Annotated in this window: 13 protein-coding genes; 3 read left to right on the top strand and 10 right to left on the bottom strand. The window is 59.5% G+C overall.

Annotation, left to right across the window (positions count from 1 at the left end; genetic code table 11):
- Nucleotide 1 precedes the first annotated feature (1 nt).
- From ACJ8IL_RS18430 to ACJ8IL_RS18450, 5 genes are all read right to left on the bottom strand, one after another.
- A complete protein-coding gene (locus ACJ8IL_RS18430) occupies nucleotides 2–1,810 on the bottom strand; it encodes an extracellular solute-binding protein (RefSeq protein ID WP_442516724.1) in 1,809 nt (602 codons plus the stop codon).
- Between the two features lie 89 nt (nucleotides 1,811–1,899).
- The gene (locus tag ACJ8IL_RS18435) at nucleotides 1,900–3,486 is read right to left on the bottom strand and encodes a cyclic di-GMP phosphodiesterase (RefSeq protein WP_025303554.1); all 1,587 of its coding nucleotides are present in this window, start codon (nucleotides 3,484–3,486) and stop codon (nucleotides 1,900–1,902) included.
- A 412-nt stretch (nucleotides 3,487–3,898) separates the two neighbouring features.
- Nucleotides 3,899–4,474 carry a bifunctional murein DD-endopeptidase/murein LD-carboxypeptidase gene (gene mepS, locus ACJ8IL_RS18440; protein ID WP_025303553.1) on the bottom strand — a complete coding sequence of 192 codons (576 nt, stop codon included), beginning with the start codon at nucleotides 4,472–4,474 and terminating at the stop codon, nucleotides 3,899–3,901.
- 410 nt (nucleotides 4,475–4,884) lie between these two features.
- Entirely contained in the window at nucleotides 4,885–5,595 is a 711-nt protein-coding gene (locus ACJ8IL_RS18445; RefSeq protein WP_025303552.1) for a phosphatase PAP2 family protein, read from the bottom strand.
- 78 nt (nucleotides 5,596–5,673) lie between these two features.
- Nucleotides 5,674–6,648: a CobW family GTP-binding protein gene (locus tag ACJ8IL_RS18450; RefSeq protein WP_025303551.1), complete on the bottom strand. Its 975-nt coding sequence runs from the start codon at nucleotides 6,646–6,648 to the stop codon at nucleotides 5,674–5,676.
- Between the two features lie 318 nt (nucleotides 6,649–6,966).
- On the opposite strand from ACJ8IL_RS18450, the gene ACJ8IL_RS18455 reads away from it, so the two are divergent.
- Entirely contained in the window at nucleotides 6,967–7,275 is a 309-nt protein-coding gene (locus ACJ8IL_RS18455) for a type 1 fimbrial protein (RefSeq protein WP_004935734.1), read from the top strand.
- Nucleotides 7,276–7,336: 61 nt separating this feature from the next.
- Here the strand turns inward: ACJ8IL_RS18455 and ACJ8IL_RS18460 are convergent, their stop codons facing one another.
- Nucleotides 7,337–8,809, bottom strand: a complete 1,473-nt coding sequence (locus ACJ8IL_RS18460) for a mannitol dehydrogenase family protein (protein ID WP_049208506.1) — start codon at nucleotides 8,807–8,809, stop codon at nucleotides 7,337–7,339.
- 293 nt (nucleotides 8,810–9,102) lie between these two features.
- Here ACJ8IL_RS18460 and uxuA point away from each other — a divergent pair, with 293 nt between their 5' ends.
- A complete protein-coding gene (gene uxuA / locus ACJ8IL_RS18465; RefSeq protein WP_442516725.1) occupies nucleotides 9,103–10,293 on the top strand; it encodes a mannonate dehydratase in 1,191 nt (396 codons plus the stop codon).
- 43 nt (nucleotides 10,294–10,336) lie between these two features.
- Here uxuA and yeiP read toward each other — a convergent pair whose 3' ends face one another.
- Together yeiP and mtr are read right to left on the bottom strand one after the other, a co-directional pair.
- Nucleotides 10,337–10,909: an elongation factor P-like protein YeiP gene (gene yeiP / locus ACJ8IL_RS18470; RefSeq protein WP_004935725.1), complete on the bottom strand. Its 573-nt coding sequence runs from the start codon at nucleotides 10,907–10,909 to the stop codon at nucleotides 10,337–10,339.
- 126 nt (nucleotides 10,910–11,035) lie between these two features.
- Complete coding sequence (gene mtr, locus ACJ8IL_RS18475) at nucleotides 11,036–12,280, bottom strand: tryptophan permease (protein ID WP_025303548.1); 1,245 nt, start codon at nucleotides 12,278–12,280, stop codon at nucleotides 11,036–11,038.
- A 271-nt stretch (nucleotides 12,281–12,551) separates the two neighbouring features.
- Between mtr and ACJ8IL_RS18480 the strand changes: the two genes are divergently transcribed.
- A complete protein-coding gene (locus tag ACJ8IL_RS18480; protein WP_019453627.1) occupies nucleotides 12,552–12,806 on the top strand; it encodes a YkgJ family cysteine cluster protein in 255 nt (84 codons plus the stop codon).
- Here the strand turns inward: ACJ8IL_RS18480 and ACJ8IL_RS18485 are convergent.
- Complete coding sequence (locus ACJ8IL_RS18485; RefSeq protein WP_099817474.1) at nucleotides 12,803–13,978, bottom strand: sugar efflux transporter; 1,176 nt, start codon at nucleotides 13,976–13,978, stop codon at nucleotides 12,803–12,805. The two genes, ACJ8IL_RS18480 and ACJ8IL_RS18485, sit on opposite strands and share 4 nt — an antisense overlap.
- A gap of 154 nt (nucleotides 13,979–14,132) precedes the next feature.
- Nucleotides 14,133–16,607: a trimethylamine-N-oxide reductase TorA gene (torA, locus tag ACJ8IL_RS18490; protein WP_442516726.1), complete on the bottom strand. Its 2,475-nt coding sequence runs from the start codon at nucleotides 16,605–16,607 to the stop codon at nucleotides 14,133–14,135.

Consider the following 16,607-nt stretch of genomic DNA (forward strand, 5'->3'; position numbering starts at 1 on the left):
CTTATTGCCGCTGAGCCGGTAAGCGCGCCGCCTTGTTGACGTCGTACCACCAGTTGTCGAAGCCAATCGCATAGGCCGGGCGGATCGACGGCGTGGAGAATTTGTCCCAATAGGCATAGCGATCGTGGTTGGAGTACCACATCGGCAGCATGTAGTTGTTCCAGGTCAGCACCCGGTCCAGCGCGCGGCCGAGCGGCAACAGGGCTTTTTCGTCGCCCTGATGGGCGGCGATTTGCCTGACCAGGCTGTCGACCGCCGGGTCCTTGACGCCGGCCGTGTTGTAGCTGGAGTCGATGTACTGCGAATCCCACAGGATTTGCAGATCGGCGCTGGGGAACGGCATCGCCATGTACACCGTCGACATCATGTCGAAATCACGCTCGCGCATGCGGCGGGTGTACTGCGAGGCGTCAATCTCGCGGATTTGCATATCGATGCCCAGCCGCTGCAGGTTGTGGCGAAACGGCAACACGTACTGGAAGTTGCTGCCGCTCAGCAGCATCAGTTCAAAGGTGAACGGCTGGCCGGTTTTGGCATTGACCAACTTTTGATTTTTGACCACCCAACCGGCTTCTTTCAGCAGTTGGGTCGCCTTCAGCAGGTTTTGCCGATCGTTGCCGCTGCCGTCGGAGGAGGGCGGTTGGTAGATGCTGGTAAACACCTCTGGCGGTATCTGCCCTTTGAGTGGCGCCAGCAAGGCCAGTTCAGCGGCGTCCGGGTAGCCGCGGGCGGCGTAGGCGGTGTTTTGGAAATAGCTGTCGGCGCGCTGATAGGCGTTGTAATACAGCGCTTTGTTCATCCAGTTGAAGTTGAAAGCCAGGCCGATCGCTTCCCGTACCCGACGATCGGCGAACAGCGGTTTTTGCAGGTTAAACGCCAGCCAGCGGGTATTCTGTGCCGCCTGATTGGTTTCGTCCTGTTTGATGATGTAGTTGCGCGCGAAATTACCGCCCTGATACTGGGTGGCCCAGCTCTTGGGCGACGGCTCGATGCGGAAATCATAAGCGCCGGCCTTGAAGGCTTCCAGCGCCACTTTATCGTCCAGGTAATAATCGTAGCGAATGCTGTCGAAGTTATAGCGGCCGCGATTCACCGGTAGGTTGGCGGCCCAGTAGTCGCGCACCCGCTGATAGGTGATGTACTGGCCGAGGCGGTAATCGCCGATTTTGTACGGGCCGCTGGCGAGCGGCGGGGTGCTGAGCGGTTCGTTGAGCTTATGGTTTTTCCAGAAGCTTTCCGGCAATACGCGCAGGCTGAGCAGGCTGAGGATTTGATCGCGATTTGCCTTAGGCAGCTCGATGCGCACCGTCAGCCGGGAAATGGCCTTGACCGTAACGCCTTTATAAAAGGAGCGAAACTGCGGTACGCCTTCGGTCATGAATTTATTGAAAGTAAAGGCCACGTCGGCGGCGGTGATCGGGCTGCCGTCCTGGAAGCGGGCGCGGGCGTTGATATCCAATTCCATCCAGCGCATGTCGGCCGGGAAACGGGCCGATTCGGCAATCAACGGGTAATAGCTGCCGGGTTCGTCGTCGGAGTTGGTGAACAGCGTATCGTACAGCTCCATCGTGCGCTCGCCGGGTACGCCGCGGGTAGCGAAACGGTTGAAGTTGTCGTAGGTGCCGATGGCCGCCAGCCGTACGTCGCCGCCTTTGGGCGCCGCCGGGTTGACGTAGTCGAAATGGCTGAAGTCGGTGGCGTATTTCGGTTCACCGAGCAGGGCGAAAGCGTAGCTTTCGTTGAGGGCTTCGGCCTGCAGACCGAAACTCAGTGCCGAGAGCACCAGAGCAGCGAAAATGCGCACGGACATCGGACGGTAAGCTCCTGCTGTGGAATAAGGTACAACCTGCGCCCAGCATAACATTCTTCGGGTGGGCGCAGGGTAAAGTTGCCTAAAGATTAACTATTTTTTTCCTGATAATCAAAGACCTGATTAGCATTGCAGTAAGCGACGAAATCATCGATGCTCAGCGGCTTGCTGAAGTAGTAGCCCTGCATGAAGTTGACGCCGTGTTCTTGCAGGAACTGCATCTGCTCGGCGGTTTCCACGCCCTCGGCCACCGTCAGCATTTTCAGCTTTTTCGCCAGCGAGATCACCGCATCCAGCACCGGCGCGGTGACCGTATCCTGGCCGATGGTGTTGACGAAGCCGCGATCGATCTTCAGGTAATCCATGGTGAAGCGCTCAAGATAGATCAACGCGCTGTGCCCGGTGCCGAAATCGTCCACCGCGATCTCGATACCCTGTTTGTGCAGCCAGTCGAACTCCGCCAGCGCGCTCTCTTCTTCCACCATGCCGCGTTCGGTGATTTCAAACACCAGCGTAAAGTAATCGCCCGGCAGCTGCGTCAGTAGTTCATACACGTCCTGATGGAACGACGGCGCGCTAAGGTGGGCGGGGGAAATATTGAGACCGACTTTACCTCCCCGTGGCAGCGCTTTGGCGAGCTGCGGCGCATCTTCGGCGATCAGCCTGAACAGATGGCGGGTAAGCGGCACGATCAGCCCGTTGCTTTCGGCGTAGGGGATAAAGACATCGGGCGGGATGCGGCCCTCGAGCGGATGCTGCCAGCGGATCAGCGCTTCCAGCCCACCAATGCTGTTGCTGTCGGTATGGAACACCGGCTGGTATTCGATAAAGAACTCGTTGCGCTTGATGCCGCGCAGCAGCGCACGCTCCGGGCTTTGCCGCAACAGCAGCATATAGTAGCAGAGCACGCCAATCATCAGCGACAGCACCAGGCTGCCCAGCAGCGTCAGGCGAATGTCATTGGGCGTCAGTTTCTCGTTGTAGAACAGGATGGTCAGCGGCAGATTGGGCATCGTCAGGGTATCCGCCTTGCCTTTCGGCAGTTGATCGACCGGCATCAGGTTTGGGCTGAAGGTGGTCAGGGCGCGGTTGCCCATCACGATGGCGATGCCCGGCGCCTGTTCGTCATGCGAGGTGAACAGTAAGTAGGGCATCAGATCGATGTCCAACGTAGCGAGGATGCCGGTGGCCTTTTCGCCGGGATGCCGCAGCCAAACCGCAACCGCCGGTTTGTTCGGTACGATCGGCGTGCCCTGCTGCAGCTTCAGATCCAAAGGCAGATCCCAGTCGATTTCCTGGTAGAGATTTTTCATCGGCAACATCATGTCACCGGTGGCGGAAGAGCAATAGGCGTAGCCGCCTTTTACCAACAGGAAGGTGCGCACGCCGCTGGTAAAGGCCGCTTGGTAGGTAATATCCGACTGGCTGGAGAGGCAAGGCTTGTCCAGTAGCGGCATCATTTGCTGCATCACTGCCGTCAGGTGCGAGATATAACCCAGCGTGAATTTTTGCGTACGCGCTTCGACCTTGTGTTGATATTGCGTGCGCTGGTGGTTGATCAAAGAAAGCGTGACCGCAGTGAAGAGCGTAAAAAATACCAGGGCAGCGACACCGCTTTTAGCCAGGCTGCGCTGTCGGTGAGACACGCTGCGGGCAAAAGCTCTTTTCAAGCCCATAACCGAGTCCTCTGCAACCGGGCGTCAGGGGTGTCGCACAGCCAGTTAATGGATTGTGCCAACGGCTTTTTTTTCATTTTTGACTTTTTATCCCGAACCAACCGGCGGCGCCGTTTAAATACGCGGCGTCGCCGACAGAAATATAATGCGCCTATTTTAAGCGGAAACGTTTTAAATAACGCCGGGGCGCCGTTGCCGTCATCTGACGATAATAGGCGAGTTTTTCCTCGATGGCGCGATTTCCTGCCAACAGTTTATCAAAATAACGACGTGCGGCAGTGTTAAGTGGGGAACGGTGACGATAAGGCAGGGATCAATCTTGATGATACCCATTCGACAGCCAAAAAAAACGCCGCCCGTAGGCGGCGCTTATCGCTCGTTTGGTATTCAGGATCTTCAGGGCGTTGCGCCGTCAGCCGTTGGTCAACACTCGGCGTGCTTCTCGATAACGTTTATTCCAATAGTTATCGGTCAGCTTGGAAATCATGACGCCACTGCTGGTAGAAGCGTGAACGAACTGATCGTTACCTAAATAGATGCCGACATGGCGCCCGGTAGAACCGGCGCGGAACAGCACTAAATCGCCGGCGCGCAGCTTGGTGCGCTGGATTTTCTTGCCGAGATCTTCCTGTTCATAGGTAGAACGCGGTAAATCCATACCGAACTGTTCGCGGAAGGTGCGCTGTACAAACGCCGAGCAATCGATGCCGCGCTTGGTGTCACCGCCTAAGCGGTAGCGAACGCCTTTCCAGTCCGCGTACTGATCCATAATCTTTGACTTGACGTCAACGTTGCGGACCATCGCTTCGAATTCATCCTGAGAGGCTTGCAGTAAAAGACCGTCTTTGTCATTAACTGCACGCATCTCAGTTTGTGCGTTATTCAAGTTCGAAGTGTGAGTCGAGCTGCACGCTGACAGCATAACCGCAGCGGCAATTGCAGGGACTACCCGCAAAAAATATCTCAGAAACGGTTGAGATTTGACCATTGTTGTTGTTTTCCCTTGAAGTCCTTAACGACGAAAGTCGCTACCTGAAAAATGCCAAACGGAACGAGCCTAGTCCGCACCTGTTGCATCGACAACCAGTTACCGTTGAAAACGTGCGAGAACGCACATTTTTATCGGATTCCATACTGATTCGACTTAAACCAGGCACAAACGCATCTGAGATTACCGGAACAAATAGGGGATTGCGAGCCTTTTTCCCGTCTTTTTTATATGAATTTGTGATGTAACATAATGTAAATCTTCATATAAAAAACGCCAATTGTCCGATGTATGAATCTGGCGTGAAATCAGGTTGCAAAAGCGTTAACGACTGGTGGCGACATTTTGCGCTCGGCGAAGGGGGAAAGGCCGGGAGGCGGGCACCTCCCGGTATGAGTCATAAATGCATATTATGGTTGGCTGGGACGGTGCTTGCCGGGCAACAGGCGGTTCAACCGATCGACGATCCAGTCGCTGCAAGGCGTCATCAGCACCCAGCTGGCACCAACCAGCACCACGGACAGCGAGCCGACGGCGATATCGGTAAACCAGTGGGCGCCAATCATCACGCGTGGCAATGAGAAGACCAGCGTAATCAGCAGGGCGATGGCAAAGGCGCCGCGGCCGAAATAGCGCAGCATAAAGCAGGAAAAAATAATCAGCATCATGCCGTGGTCGCCGGGGAAGCTGTCGCCGGAAGCGTCCTTAGTGGGGATGCCGGTCAGTTCGCTGACGCGATTGATATTGTCAAAGGTCAGGGTGGGGCTCGGATGCTTCACCGGCAGCAGATGGCCAAGCTGGTTCAGCACCACGGCGGTCAGCAGCATCACCACGCCGGTGATCACCAGACGGCGGCGTCCGGCGGCGTCCTGCTTCAGATAAAAGTACAGATACAGCAGCCCCATGGCGAGCAGCGAGATCGCGTCGAACGCGCGGTTGTTGGTGATGGCGACCAGGTGCAAAAACGCCGGGTCGGTGGCCAGATGGCGGTTAAAGAAGAAGAAGATCGCCGAATCCAGGGTAAACCAGCCGCCGTGATTGGCCGGCAGGAACCAGGACAGAAACAGCGCAACGCCCAGTAAATTGAAGAAGAGAATGAAGGGTAAATTGCGGCGTGTCATGACATAAACCTGTTGGAAAAATGAAAACGAAACAAAACCTGGTTGCCCTGCGACAACCGGGGGGCAACGGTACGGGGTTTAACTTAAACGAATCTTAAACAAGGCGGATTGCAGGGCGTTCCAATCGGCATTTTCGCTGTGGATCAGTTCAATTCGGCTGTCGAGCGGTGCGAGCGGGCGGGTTTCGATGTTGAGATCCTGCCCCTGGCGATTGATCAGCAATGTGCCTTCGGGGATGCGCACCACGCCTTTGATTCGTTCGACCGGCGCCAGCCGCACCCACTCCATGAAACCGACGGTATCGAACCGGGTGTCGCCGTCAAAAATCCAGCCGCAGCTGGTGAAGCCTTGCCCTTCGTTCAGCGCTCGCCGCCAACGGGCGTGTTCCGGCAGCCGCAGCGCCGCCAGTCCCTGCTTTTTCGCCTGACCATGATGATGCTGCGCGTCCGGCAATTCTGTACGATTTGTGCGAGGAAGTGACAACAGCGCGACATCTGCTTCGCCTTGCGCGATGGCGTAGCAGGGCCGCTGCAGCGAATCTTGCGCCCTCCAGGCTTCCAGCGCCAGTCTGTCTTGTGGTTGATAGGTGTCGTTTTTGCTGGCCAGAATAACGTCGGCCGCGGCCAGCTGATCGCGGAAATTTTCGTTGTCGCGGTAGCGGGGTTGGCTAAGCTGGCGGGCATCCAGCAGGCACAGCGTGGCCTGCAGATCGATCCAGCCGGCATAGCTCTCCTGGGTCAGCAGCGACAGGATTTGCTTCGGGTGTCCTAGCCCGGTCGGCTCGATCAGCAGCCGGTCCGGTTTGGCCTGTTGCAACAGCATATTCAAGCCCACCTGCATCGGCAGGCCGTTGACGCAGCACATGCAACCGCCGGGGATCTCTTTGAGCACCGCGCCGCTGTCCGCCAGCAGCGCGCCGTCGATGCCGATCTCGCCGAATTCATTGACCAATACCGCCCAGCGTTCATGTTCGGGTTTATGAGCCAGCAAATGGCGGATAGTGGTGGTTTTACCGCTGCCGAGGAAACCGGTAATCAAATTGGTTTTGGTCATTAATCATTCCTGGCGCAAAAATTAACCTGCTTAATAAATGAGTTACGCAGCCGTATCGGTGAAACGACCGCGATTTAATTTGTGCTCTATCTCGCAAATTTTGCACGTCACCCTGCGCTTTTCAACCGATAAAATCCACCTTTCTTTGCAAGAAAATTCTTAGATAAAACCCTGTATTAGATACGGTTAACTTTTGTTAGTAGCTTGTTTTTACATTGTTAATGACGCGATTAACGATCAAATCCTGTCCCTTTCCTTGCGATTATTCCTAACAAGATCCTCTATGGTTAAATTGGCTTAACTAAAAATGAGGTTGCCATGAATACCTTTCGGTTATTTTTGATCGTAGGAATGTTGTTTTCATGGACGGCAGTGAGTCAGGCAGGAGTGGCCGGCGGGGTAATTCGCTTCGTCGGCTCTATCGTTGAAAGTCCTTGCACGGTCAAGATTGCAGATTCTAAGGCGAATACGCAATGTTACCGCAACGGCCAGCATTATCAGGCCCAGCAAGCGTTGTCAGGTTTTGATACTACACGCAAAGAACTTCCGCTGAATCTTGGCACAACCGAAATGAAGTGGGTAGACCAACAGAAGAAACTTGCTGTTATGACGGTCGTTTATCGTTAAGTCGTTCCGCCATGCCGGCGTAACGTTACGTCGGCATGGTTATTCTCAGCCTGCAGGCACTTCACCGCTTCACCCACTCCTTCACCGTTTCACGCGCACCGCGATCGCGCAGTGACAAATAGGCTTGCGTCACTGCGTCGGTAAACCCCCCATGCGTCGCCAGCGCTTCGCCGAACACCGGTTTGAGCGCCAGCAGCGCCGTTACGCGCCGCCGATCGTCCGGCGTGGCGGCGACAGTCTGTTGCAGCACATCTGCCAGCGGATCGCGAATGTCGATCGGCTGTCCGGCGTCATCGACGCCGCCGATGTAACGCATCCAGCCCGCCACGCCCAGCGCCAGCCCGCTATAGTCGCCGCCGTGCCGCAGATGCCAGCGCACGGCGTCCAGCAGACGCTGCGGTAGCTTCTGCGAACCGTCCATGGCGATCTGCCAGGTGAGGTGTTGCAGCGCCGGATTGCTGAAGCGCGCGATAAGCTGTGCGGCGTAGTCGGCCAGACTGATGCCGGTGACGCTCAGCGTCGGGGCCTGTTCGTCCAGCATCAATCGCAGGGCGGCGCGACGGTAGTGCTCATCCGCCATGCACTCGTTGATATAGCGGTAGCCGCCCAGGTAGCCGAGATAAGCCAGGAACGAGTGGCTGCCGTTCAGCATGCGCAGCTTCATGTGTTCAAACGGCAGTACATCGCTGACCAACTGGGCGCTGGCCAGCTCCCACGCCGGGCGTCCGGCGACGAAGTGGTCTTCCACCACCCATTGAATGAAGGGCTCGCAGGCGATAGCGCATTCGTCGCGCACGCCGCCCAGCGCGGCGGCGATCTCATCCAGCGTAGTCGGCGTGGCGGCCGGCACGATGCGGTCCACCATGGTGCAGGGGAAGGTGGCGGCGGCGGCGATCCAATCGGCGAGCGACGGATCCCGCGCCTGCGCCAGATCGAGCACCGCCCGGCGCAGCACGTGGCCGTTCTCCGGAATATTGTCGCAGGAGAGCAGGGAAAAGGCGGGCAGGCCGCGTTCGCGCCGCAGCCGCAGCGCCTCTACCACAATGCCGGGCACGGTCTGCGGCTGATGCGGCGCCGCCAGATCGGCGACGATCCCCGGATGCTGCCAATCCAGTTGCCCGTTGCCGGGCTCGATGCAGTAGCCTTTTTCGGTGATGGTCATCGAGACGATTGCCACCTGCGGCTCTGCCAGCTTCTCCAGCACTGCGGCGATGCCCTCCAGCTTGCGGTGCAGGCTTTCATGCACCGCGCCGATCACAATGGCCTGATGGCCGTCCGCGCCTTTCTCCAGCACGCTGTACAGATGATCCTGCTGCCGCAGCGCCTCAAACAGCGGCACGCCGCCAGACAGGCTGATTTCGCAAATGCCCCAGTCGCCGCCCTGGGCGTTCAATACCCGATCCGTCAGCAGCGCTTGATGTGCGCGGTGAAACGCGCCGAAACCCAGGTGCACGATACGGCTGCGCAGGGCACGGCGATCATAGTTCGGTTGCCGGACGGTGCCCGGTAGCGGGGTGTTGGCGATCGTTTTCATCTCATCTCCAAAGCGTGTAGGACAGCTGGCGGGCCACTTGCATCAAGTTAGCGGACCAGTTTGCCGCCGTATGGGCAGGGTGGCGCCGGCGATAAAAAACTGCGACCAGTGTAGGTCTGTCGACAGGTTAAAGGAATTGGTCAGTCCAAAATAAGCCAAAATCGTGAAGTGGATCAACCAATGCGCGGTTCACTTTTGACAGCGCGTTGCGAAAGAGTACCTTAAAGGTAACTGACATCTACGTTAAACTGGTATAACAGCATCGCGATGCGAGACAGGCATAAGGACAAAACATGGAACAAACATGGCGTTGGTATGGCCCGAACGATCCGGTCTCTTTGGATGATGTGCGTCAGGCCGGGGCGACCGGAGTCGTGACGGCGCTGCATCATATCGCGAACGGCGAAGTCTGGCCGATTGATGAGATCCGCGCGCGCCAGACGTTACTGGCGGAAAAAGGACTGGTGTGGTCGGTGGTGGAGAGCGTGCCGGTGCATGAGGAAATCAAAACTCACAGCGGTGACTGGCAGCGGCATATCGCCCATTACCAGCAGACGCTGCGCAACCTGGCGGCCTGCGGCATCGATACCGTCTGCTATAACTTCATGCCGATCCTCGACTGGACGCGCACCGATCTGGCCTATTCGCTGCCGGACGGCGCCAAAGCGCTGCGTTTCGATCAGATCGCCTTCGCCGCGTTCGAGCTGCATATCCTGCAGCGCGCCGGCGCCGAGGCGGACTATACGCCGCAAGAGCGCAGTCAGGCGGCAGCCTATTTCGCCGCCATGAGCGAGGAGGAGAAAGCCACGCTGACCGGCAATATCATCGCCGGCCTGCCGGGAGCGGAAGAAGGCTATACGCTGGATCAGTTCCGCCGCCGCCTGGCGGAATACGACGGCATCGACAAGGCGCAATTGCGCGAAAACATGGCGGTCTTTCTGCGCGCCATCGTGCCGGTGGCGGAAGAGGCCGGCATCCGGCTGGCGGTGCATCCCGACGATCCGCCTCGGCCGATCCTCGGCCTGCCGCGCATCGTCTCCACGATTGAAGACATGCAGTGGCTGAAGCAGACCGTCGACAGCCTTCATAACGGTTTCACCCTGTGCACCGGTTCCTACGGCGTGCGCGCCGACAACGATCTGGTGCGGATGATTGAAACCTTCGGCGATCGCATTCACTTCACCCACCTACGCGCCACCTGCCGTGAGGAGAACCCGAAAAGCTTCCACGAGGGGGCGCACCTGCAGGGCGATGTGGACATGGTGGCGGTGATCGAAGCGATCCTGACCGAAGAGCTGCGTCGGCAACGGGCCGGCGATCGGCGGCCGATCCCGATGCGCCCCGATCATGGGCATCAGATGCTGGACGATTTGAAAAAGAAAACCAATCCGGGCTATTCGGCCATCGGGCGGTTGAAAGGGCTGGCGGAGTTGCGCGGCGTCGAGCTGGCGCTCAAGCGGCGTTTTTTCCCGGAGTTGCCGTAGCGGAAAATGAAACGGGGCCAAGACTCGGCCCCGTTGGCACCGACTAGTCGGCGCGGCTCATGTAGCGGCGTTCGGCGATATGAATGCGAATTTTGTCGCCGGCGCTGAGGTATTCCGGCACGTGGATCACCAGACCGGTCGCCATGGTGGCCGGTTTGTTGCGGGCGCTGGCGGAGGCGCCTTTGATGCCCGGCGCGGTCTCGACGATTTCCATATCTACGGTCTGGGGCAGCTCCAGCGCCAGCACCTGGCCATCCAGCGTCAGCACCTGCATGCCCGGCAGGCCGCCTTCCGGAATGAACAGCAGCTCGTCTTCGATCTGGTCTTTCTTGAAGATGTACGGCGTGTAATCTTCGTCATCCATAAACACGTATTCTTCGCCGTCGATATAGGAGAAGTTCACCTTGCGGCGCGACAGGGAAATGGTGTCCAGGATATCGTCGCCCTTGAAGCGTTCTTCCACTTTCAGGCCGGTGCGCACGTCGGAGAAGCGCATTTTGTACAGGGTGCTGGCGCCGCGGGCGCTCGGGCTCTGCACGTCGATATCTTTTACCAGCAGCAGCTTGCCGTTGTAGCTGATCGCCATGCCGCGTTTAATTTCGTTAGCTCTTGCCATTTCAATTCATCCGCAATGAAGAGTATTAGAGAAGTTGCGACAAGGTACTCGCGCCACCGATTTCAGGCAATAGCCCGGCGCAAAAACAGTGCGGGAAAGGGAGGGCGGCCGCCCTCCCGTCGGGGATTAGTGGAAGACCGGCAGCAGGCCGAAAAGCGACAGAATATGCGCGGCGGCGTTGATCAAGCCGAACAGGATGACGAACAGGATCACGCCGTTACCGCCCGGTGCGCGGTAACCCGCCTGCGGATAGCGGCGGCGGCTGGCGCGCGCCATCAGCGCCGGCACGATCACCGCCCAGATGGTGGCCGCCAGCCCGGCAAAGCCGATGGCGTACAGAAAACCGTTCGGGAACAGCAGCGCGGCCAGGGTCGGCGGCACAAAGGTCACCAGCGCGGTCTTGCTGCGCCCGACGGCGTCATCCTTGAACTTGCAGAAGTCCGCCAGGTAGTCGAACAGGCCCAGCGACACGCCGAGGAACGAGCTGGCCAGCGCCATATAGGAGAAGGCGTTCAGCAGTTGGCTGACGGTCTGGCTGCTGGAGACGTTGCCCATTTGCTTGAGCAGGCTGCCGATATTGCCGCCTTCGGCGATCACCTGCTTAAAGGCATCGCGCGCGATATTGCCCTGAATCACATACTGCCACAGGATGTAGATAGCCAATGCCAGCAGGGTGCCGTACACCAGGCTGCGCACCACGGAGCTGCTGTCCTTGTGGTAGTACTTCACCAGCCCGGGAATGTTGCCGTGGTAGCCGAACGAGGTCAGCAGGTAAGGCAGCGCCGCCAGGGCGTAAGGCAGATAGCTGGCCTGGTCATCGCCGGTGTTGAACAGCACCGCGGGCTGCACGTGGGTGAACATGTCGCCCACGGACATCACGAAGGTGATCACCATGCCGCCGATCAGAATGGTGCTCAGGCGGTCGACCGCGCGGGTGGAGAGCCAGACGATAAACGCCACGACCAGTGCGAAGACCAGGCCGGCGGTGGTCTGGCCGACGCCGACGATGCCCTCCAGCGTATGCGCGATAATCGAGCCGCCGGCGGAGATATAGGCGTAGGTCAGGATGTAGAGTACGAACGCCACCGACAGGCCGTTCACGGCGTTCCAGCCCTTACCCAGCAGATCCTTGACCATGGTGTTGAAGCTGGCGCCGCTCGGGTAGTGCAGCGTGGCTTCGAGGATCATCAGGCCGGAAAGCAACATGCAGGCCCAGGTATACACCAGCAGCGCGACGGAGCCGCTGAACCAGACACCGGAAGTGACGATCGGAATGGAAAACATGCCGGCGCCAACGGCGGTTCCGGCAATGATCATCGCGCCGCCGAGGACGGAAGGGCGGGCTAGCTTCTGGATGGTGTCCGTAGACATGCGTGCTCCTGATGGAAGAAGTTCTTTTGTACTAGCTCAATGGTACATGGGTGCATGGCGCATGTAAAGCGGGGGGATTGCACGTTTCACGCGTTTTTGTCTTTAAATTGCGGCTTTTTGGGCGTTTACTCGCCAGGCGGCGAATCAGGCGGGGTAAGACGGTTGCGGGACGAGTGTAAAGATCGCAGGGGCGCAGGGATTCTGCTGGCGGCCACCGCGCGCGGCTGCTATTGTCGCGCTTCTTTTCCCCAGCCCACCAGGAGTAGCGCTGATGGACTGTCGCAGCGACTGCGGCGCCTGCTGTATCGCGCCGTCAATATCCAGCCCGATCCCCGGCATGCCGAACGGTAAGCCCGCCAATACCCGCTGCATTCATCTGGATGAACAGCTGCGCTGCGGCCTGTTTCATTCGCCGCTGCGGCCGAAAGTGTGCGGCAGCCTGCAGCCGAGCCGCGATATGTGCCACGATCACCGCGATCAGGCGCTGATCTACCTCGCCAGGCTGGAAGCGGACACCGCGCCCTAAACTTCCCTCAGCTTCCACAGACACAGCGTCGCACCTGCCGCCATCGCCAGCGCGGCGTAAAATACCGCATGGTAGTTCCAGATTTCCGCCACCGCACCGGCGATGGCGCCGGCAATGACCCAGCCGACCCGAATGGTGTTGGTGAACAGCGTGGTGGCCGTGCCGGCCTGGCCGGGCATCAAATCCTGGAAGTAGAGCATGCCGATCCCCGCCAACACGCCGATAAACGCCGCATTCAGCAGCTGCAGGGCGATGAGTTGGACACTGCCGGTGATAAACAGCAGGCTGCAATAGAATAATACGCCGGCGACGGCAGCACCTAGCATCAAACAACGCTTGCCGCAGCGTTTCGCCACCAGACCGGCGATCAGCATGATCGGGATTTCCAGCCCGGCGGCGGTGCCCATCAGCACGCCGACCAGCCGCTCCGGCAGCCGCAGTTCGTGCACCATATACAGCGGCATGTTGATCAGGTACATGCTGTTGGCGGTCCACATCAAAGTGCTGGCGCCAAACAGCAGTAGCGCATCGCGGCGATGCTGGCGCGGTGCGGCCAGGGGCGCACTCGCCGCGGCAGTTTTCGGCATGGAAGGCAGCCGTTTCCACACCAGCAGGCCGCACAGCACAAAGGCCGCCGCGCCCGCCAGATACATGGCCTTGAAGCCGAAGCCCAGCGCCAGCGCGAAGGCGATCGGCGGGCCAATGACCCAGGCGAGCGAGACCTGGGCGCGCATGATGGAGGTGAACATGACCGCCTCGCGGCCGGTGCGATCGGCGTGTTCGCGCGCCAGAGCGAACATTTGCGGGTTAGCGGTGGAACCGAAGCTGGTGAGCAGTACGCCGACGAGCAGCAGCAGGTAATAGTTGCGGCTCCAGGCGAACAGCGTGAACCCCAGCGCACCCAGCATGCAACAGAGAAAAATCAGTGATTTGCGGTCGCCTTTTTTATCCGAGCGGCCGGCGAGAAACTGGCTGACCAGAATGCCGATCACCGCGCTGCCGGTAAAGAACAGCCCGACCAGCGCCGGCCGCACCTTGACCTCGGTTTCCAGAAACAGGCTCAGCGTCGGGGTTTGCAGGGCGCCGGCGATGCCGGTAAGAAACGCCACCGCCAAAAAGGCCAGCGAAGTGAGATCGGGCGCGCGTCGCGTTACTGCGGATGAAGTCGGCATGGTGGTTGAGAATTCGTCGAAAAAGGAAGGTCGCGCGCATCATACGCCCGTTGAAATGAAACGCAAACCGCTCCTTTGCGGCGAAGGGTAAACGGATATGTCGCGCGGCGACGAGAAAAAAGGGGCGCGTTGCGCCCCCTTGCTTGCCGGTAAATCAGGCGCCTTGCGGCACCGTGTGCGCGGTATTTTTCAGCGCCGGCCCCTGATATTTTTCGATCTGCAGCTGCGCCATCTGCCCGCAGTTGCCCTGCGCCAGGCTGGAAGAGCCGATGTCGAAGGTCAGGCAGTTGACGTTACCGTTCTTGCACAGCGAGCCGGGCTGCGCCGGATCGGCCGGATCGAACCAGGCGCCTTCGCTGATGCGCACCACGCCGGGCCGCACGTCTTCGCTGACCACCGCGCCCACCAGGATCTGGCCGCGATCGTTGTACGCCCGTACCAGATCGCCGCCGGTGATGCCGCGCGGTTGCGCGTCCTGCGGGTGGATCAGGATCGCTTCACGATCCGCTACCGCGTATTTCTCGCGCAGCGGCGTGTTGTCGAGCTGAGAGTGCAGCCGGTTGGTCGGGTGCGCGGTATTGAGCGACAGCGGATACTTGGCCGCTTCCGGCCCGCGATACCACTCGTGCGGCGGCATCCAGGTCGGGATGCCGGGGCAATCCGCATAATGCATTTTGGCGATCGCGTCGGAGTAGATCTCGATCTTGCCCGACGGCGTGCCCAGCGGGTTCAGCAGCGGGTTGTCACGATAATCGGCGAAGCGCACCCACTGCTTATTGGCCTCGGGCACCGGGAAACGCACGTAGTTATTGGATTGCCAGAACATGTCGAACGGCGGCAGCGCCACCCGTGCGGCGCGCGCCTGGTTTTTCATGTCGTCATACATGCCTTTCAGCCACTGGGTTTCATCCTTGCCCTCGGTAAAGGCCTCCTGCACGCCCAGCCTGGCCGCCATCGCCGAGAAGATGTCGAAGTCACTGCGCGATTCGTGCTGCGGCGGCACGCATTGATGCATCGGGAACACATAGAGCTGCGAATAGTCACCCCCCATCTCCAGATCATTGCGCTCGTAGCTGGTGGTGGCCGGCAGCACGATATCGGCATGCTTGGCGGTGGCGGTCCAATAAGGTTCGTTGACCACGATGGTGTCCGGCCGCTGCCAGGCTTTGACCAGGTTATTGGTGTCCTGATGCTGGTGGAAGGTGTTACCGCCCGCCACATACACCATTTTCACCTCGGGGTAGGTGACCTTGGCGCCGTTGAAGTCGATGGTTTTGCCCGGGTTGCTCAGGCATTCGGCGATGCGCGCCACCGGGATCGGCGCCGGTGAGTTTTTCGGCGCATTGCCGGCGGAGATGCCGGCGATGATGCCACCCTTGGCGGTTGGGCTACCGCCGGACGAATAGTGGTAGCTGAAGCCGAAGCCGCCGCCCGGCAGGCCGATTTGGCCGAGCATCGCCGCCACCGTCACCAGCAGCCAGTGCTGCTGTTCGCCGTGGTGCTGGCGCTGAATGCCCCAGCCGCCCATGATCATGGTGCGATGCTTCGCCATCTCGCGCGCCAGACCGCGCAGCGTGTCGGCATCGACGCCGCTGATGTCGGCCGCCCATTCGGCGGTTTTCGCCACGCCGTCGCTCTCGCCCAGCAGGTAGGCCTGGAACTTGTCGAAGCCGACGGTGTAGGTTTTCAGGAAGTCCGGGTTATGCAGCTTCTCGGTCAGCAGCGTGTGGGCGATGCCGATCAGCATGGCGCCGTCGGTATAAGGACGCGGGGCGATCCACTGCGCATTGACGAACTTGGCGCTGTCGCTGTGCACCGGATCGATGCTGATCACCCGGGTGCCTTTCTTCTTCAGCGCCTCGAAGCCGGTCTGGCCGACGTGATCCGGCACGTTCCAGCTGTTTTTCAGCGTGACCATCGGGTTGCAGCCCCACAGGATCACCAGTTCGCTGTTCTCGATCACGTTCGGCCAGGCGGTCTGCTGTTCGTAGACCTCCATCGAGCCGACCACGTGCGACATGATCACCTGCGCCGCGCCGGTGGAGTAGTCGCCGGCGTAGCCGAGGAAACCGCCGGTCAGGTTCATCAGGCGCTGCAGCAGCGTGCGGCTGTTGTGCAGCATGCCGACGCTTTTCCAGCCGTAGGAACCGGCGTAGATCGACTGCGGCCCGTGATCTTTTTGCAGGCGAGTGATCTCATTGCACACCAGCTCGGTCGCTTTGTCCCAGCTGACGCGCACCCACTCGTCACGGCCGCGCAGCTCGGTGCGGCTGCCGGGGCCGCCTTCCAGCCAGCTTTTACGTACCATCGGGTATTTGATGCGGTTCTCGGCGTGCACCTGATAAGGCGCCATGGTGATCAGCTCATTGGGATACGGATCGTCCTGCACCGGCTGCACGCCGACCATCTTGCCGTCCTGCACGATGGCCTCAAACGCGCCCCAGTGGGCGCCGGTCAGGATGCCTTTTTGCGCCTGACGCAAGACGATGAACTGCGGCAGCGCTTCGCTGATGGCCTGCGCCAGCGCCGCTTTGGGCCATAAGCCCGCCAGCAGCGGGGCAGCGGTCAGCGCGGCGGCGCCGGTCAGAAAGCGGCGGCGGCTCATGGTTAACGGTTTTTGGTTGCTCAT

Source organism: Serratia sp. CY47444 (assembly GCF_052168635.1).
In the GTDB taxonomy this organism is placed as follows: domain Bacteria; phylum Pseudomonadota; class Gammaproteobacteria; order Enterobacterales; family Enterobacteriaceae; genus Serratia; species Serratia bockelmannii.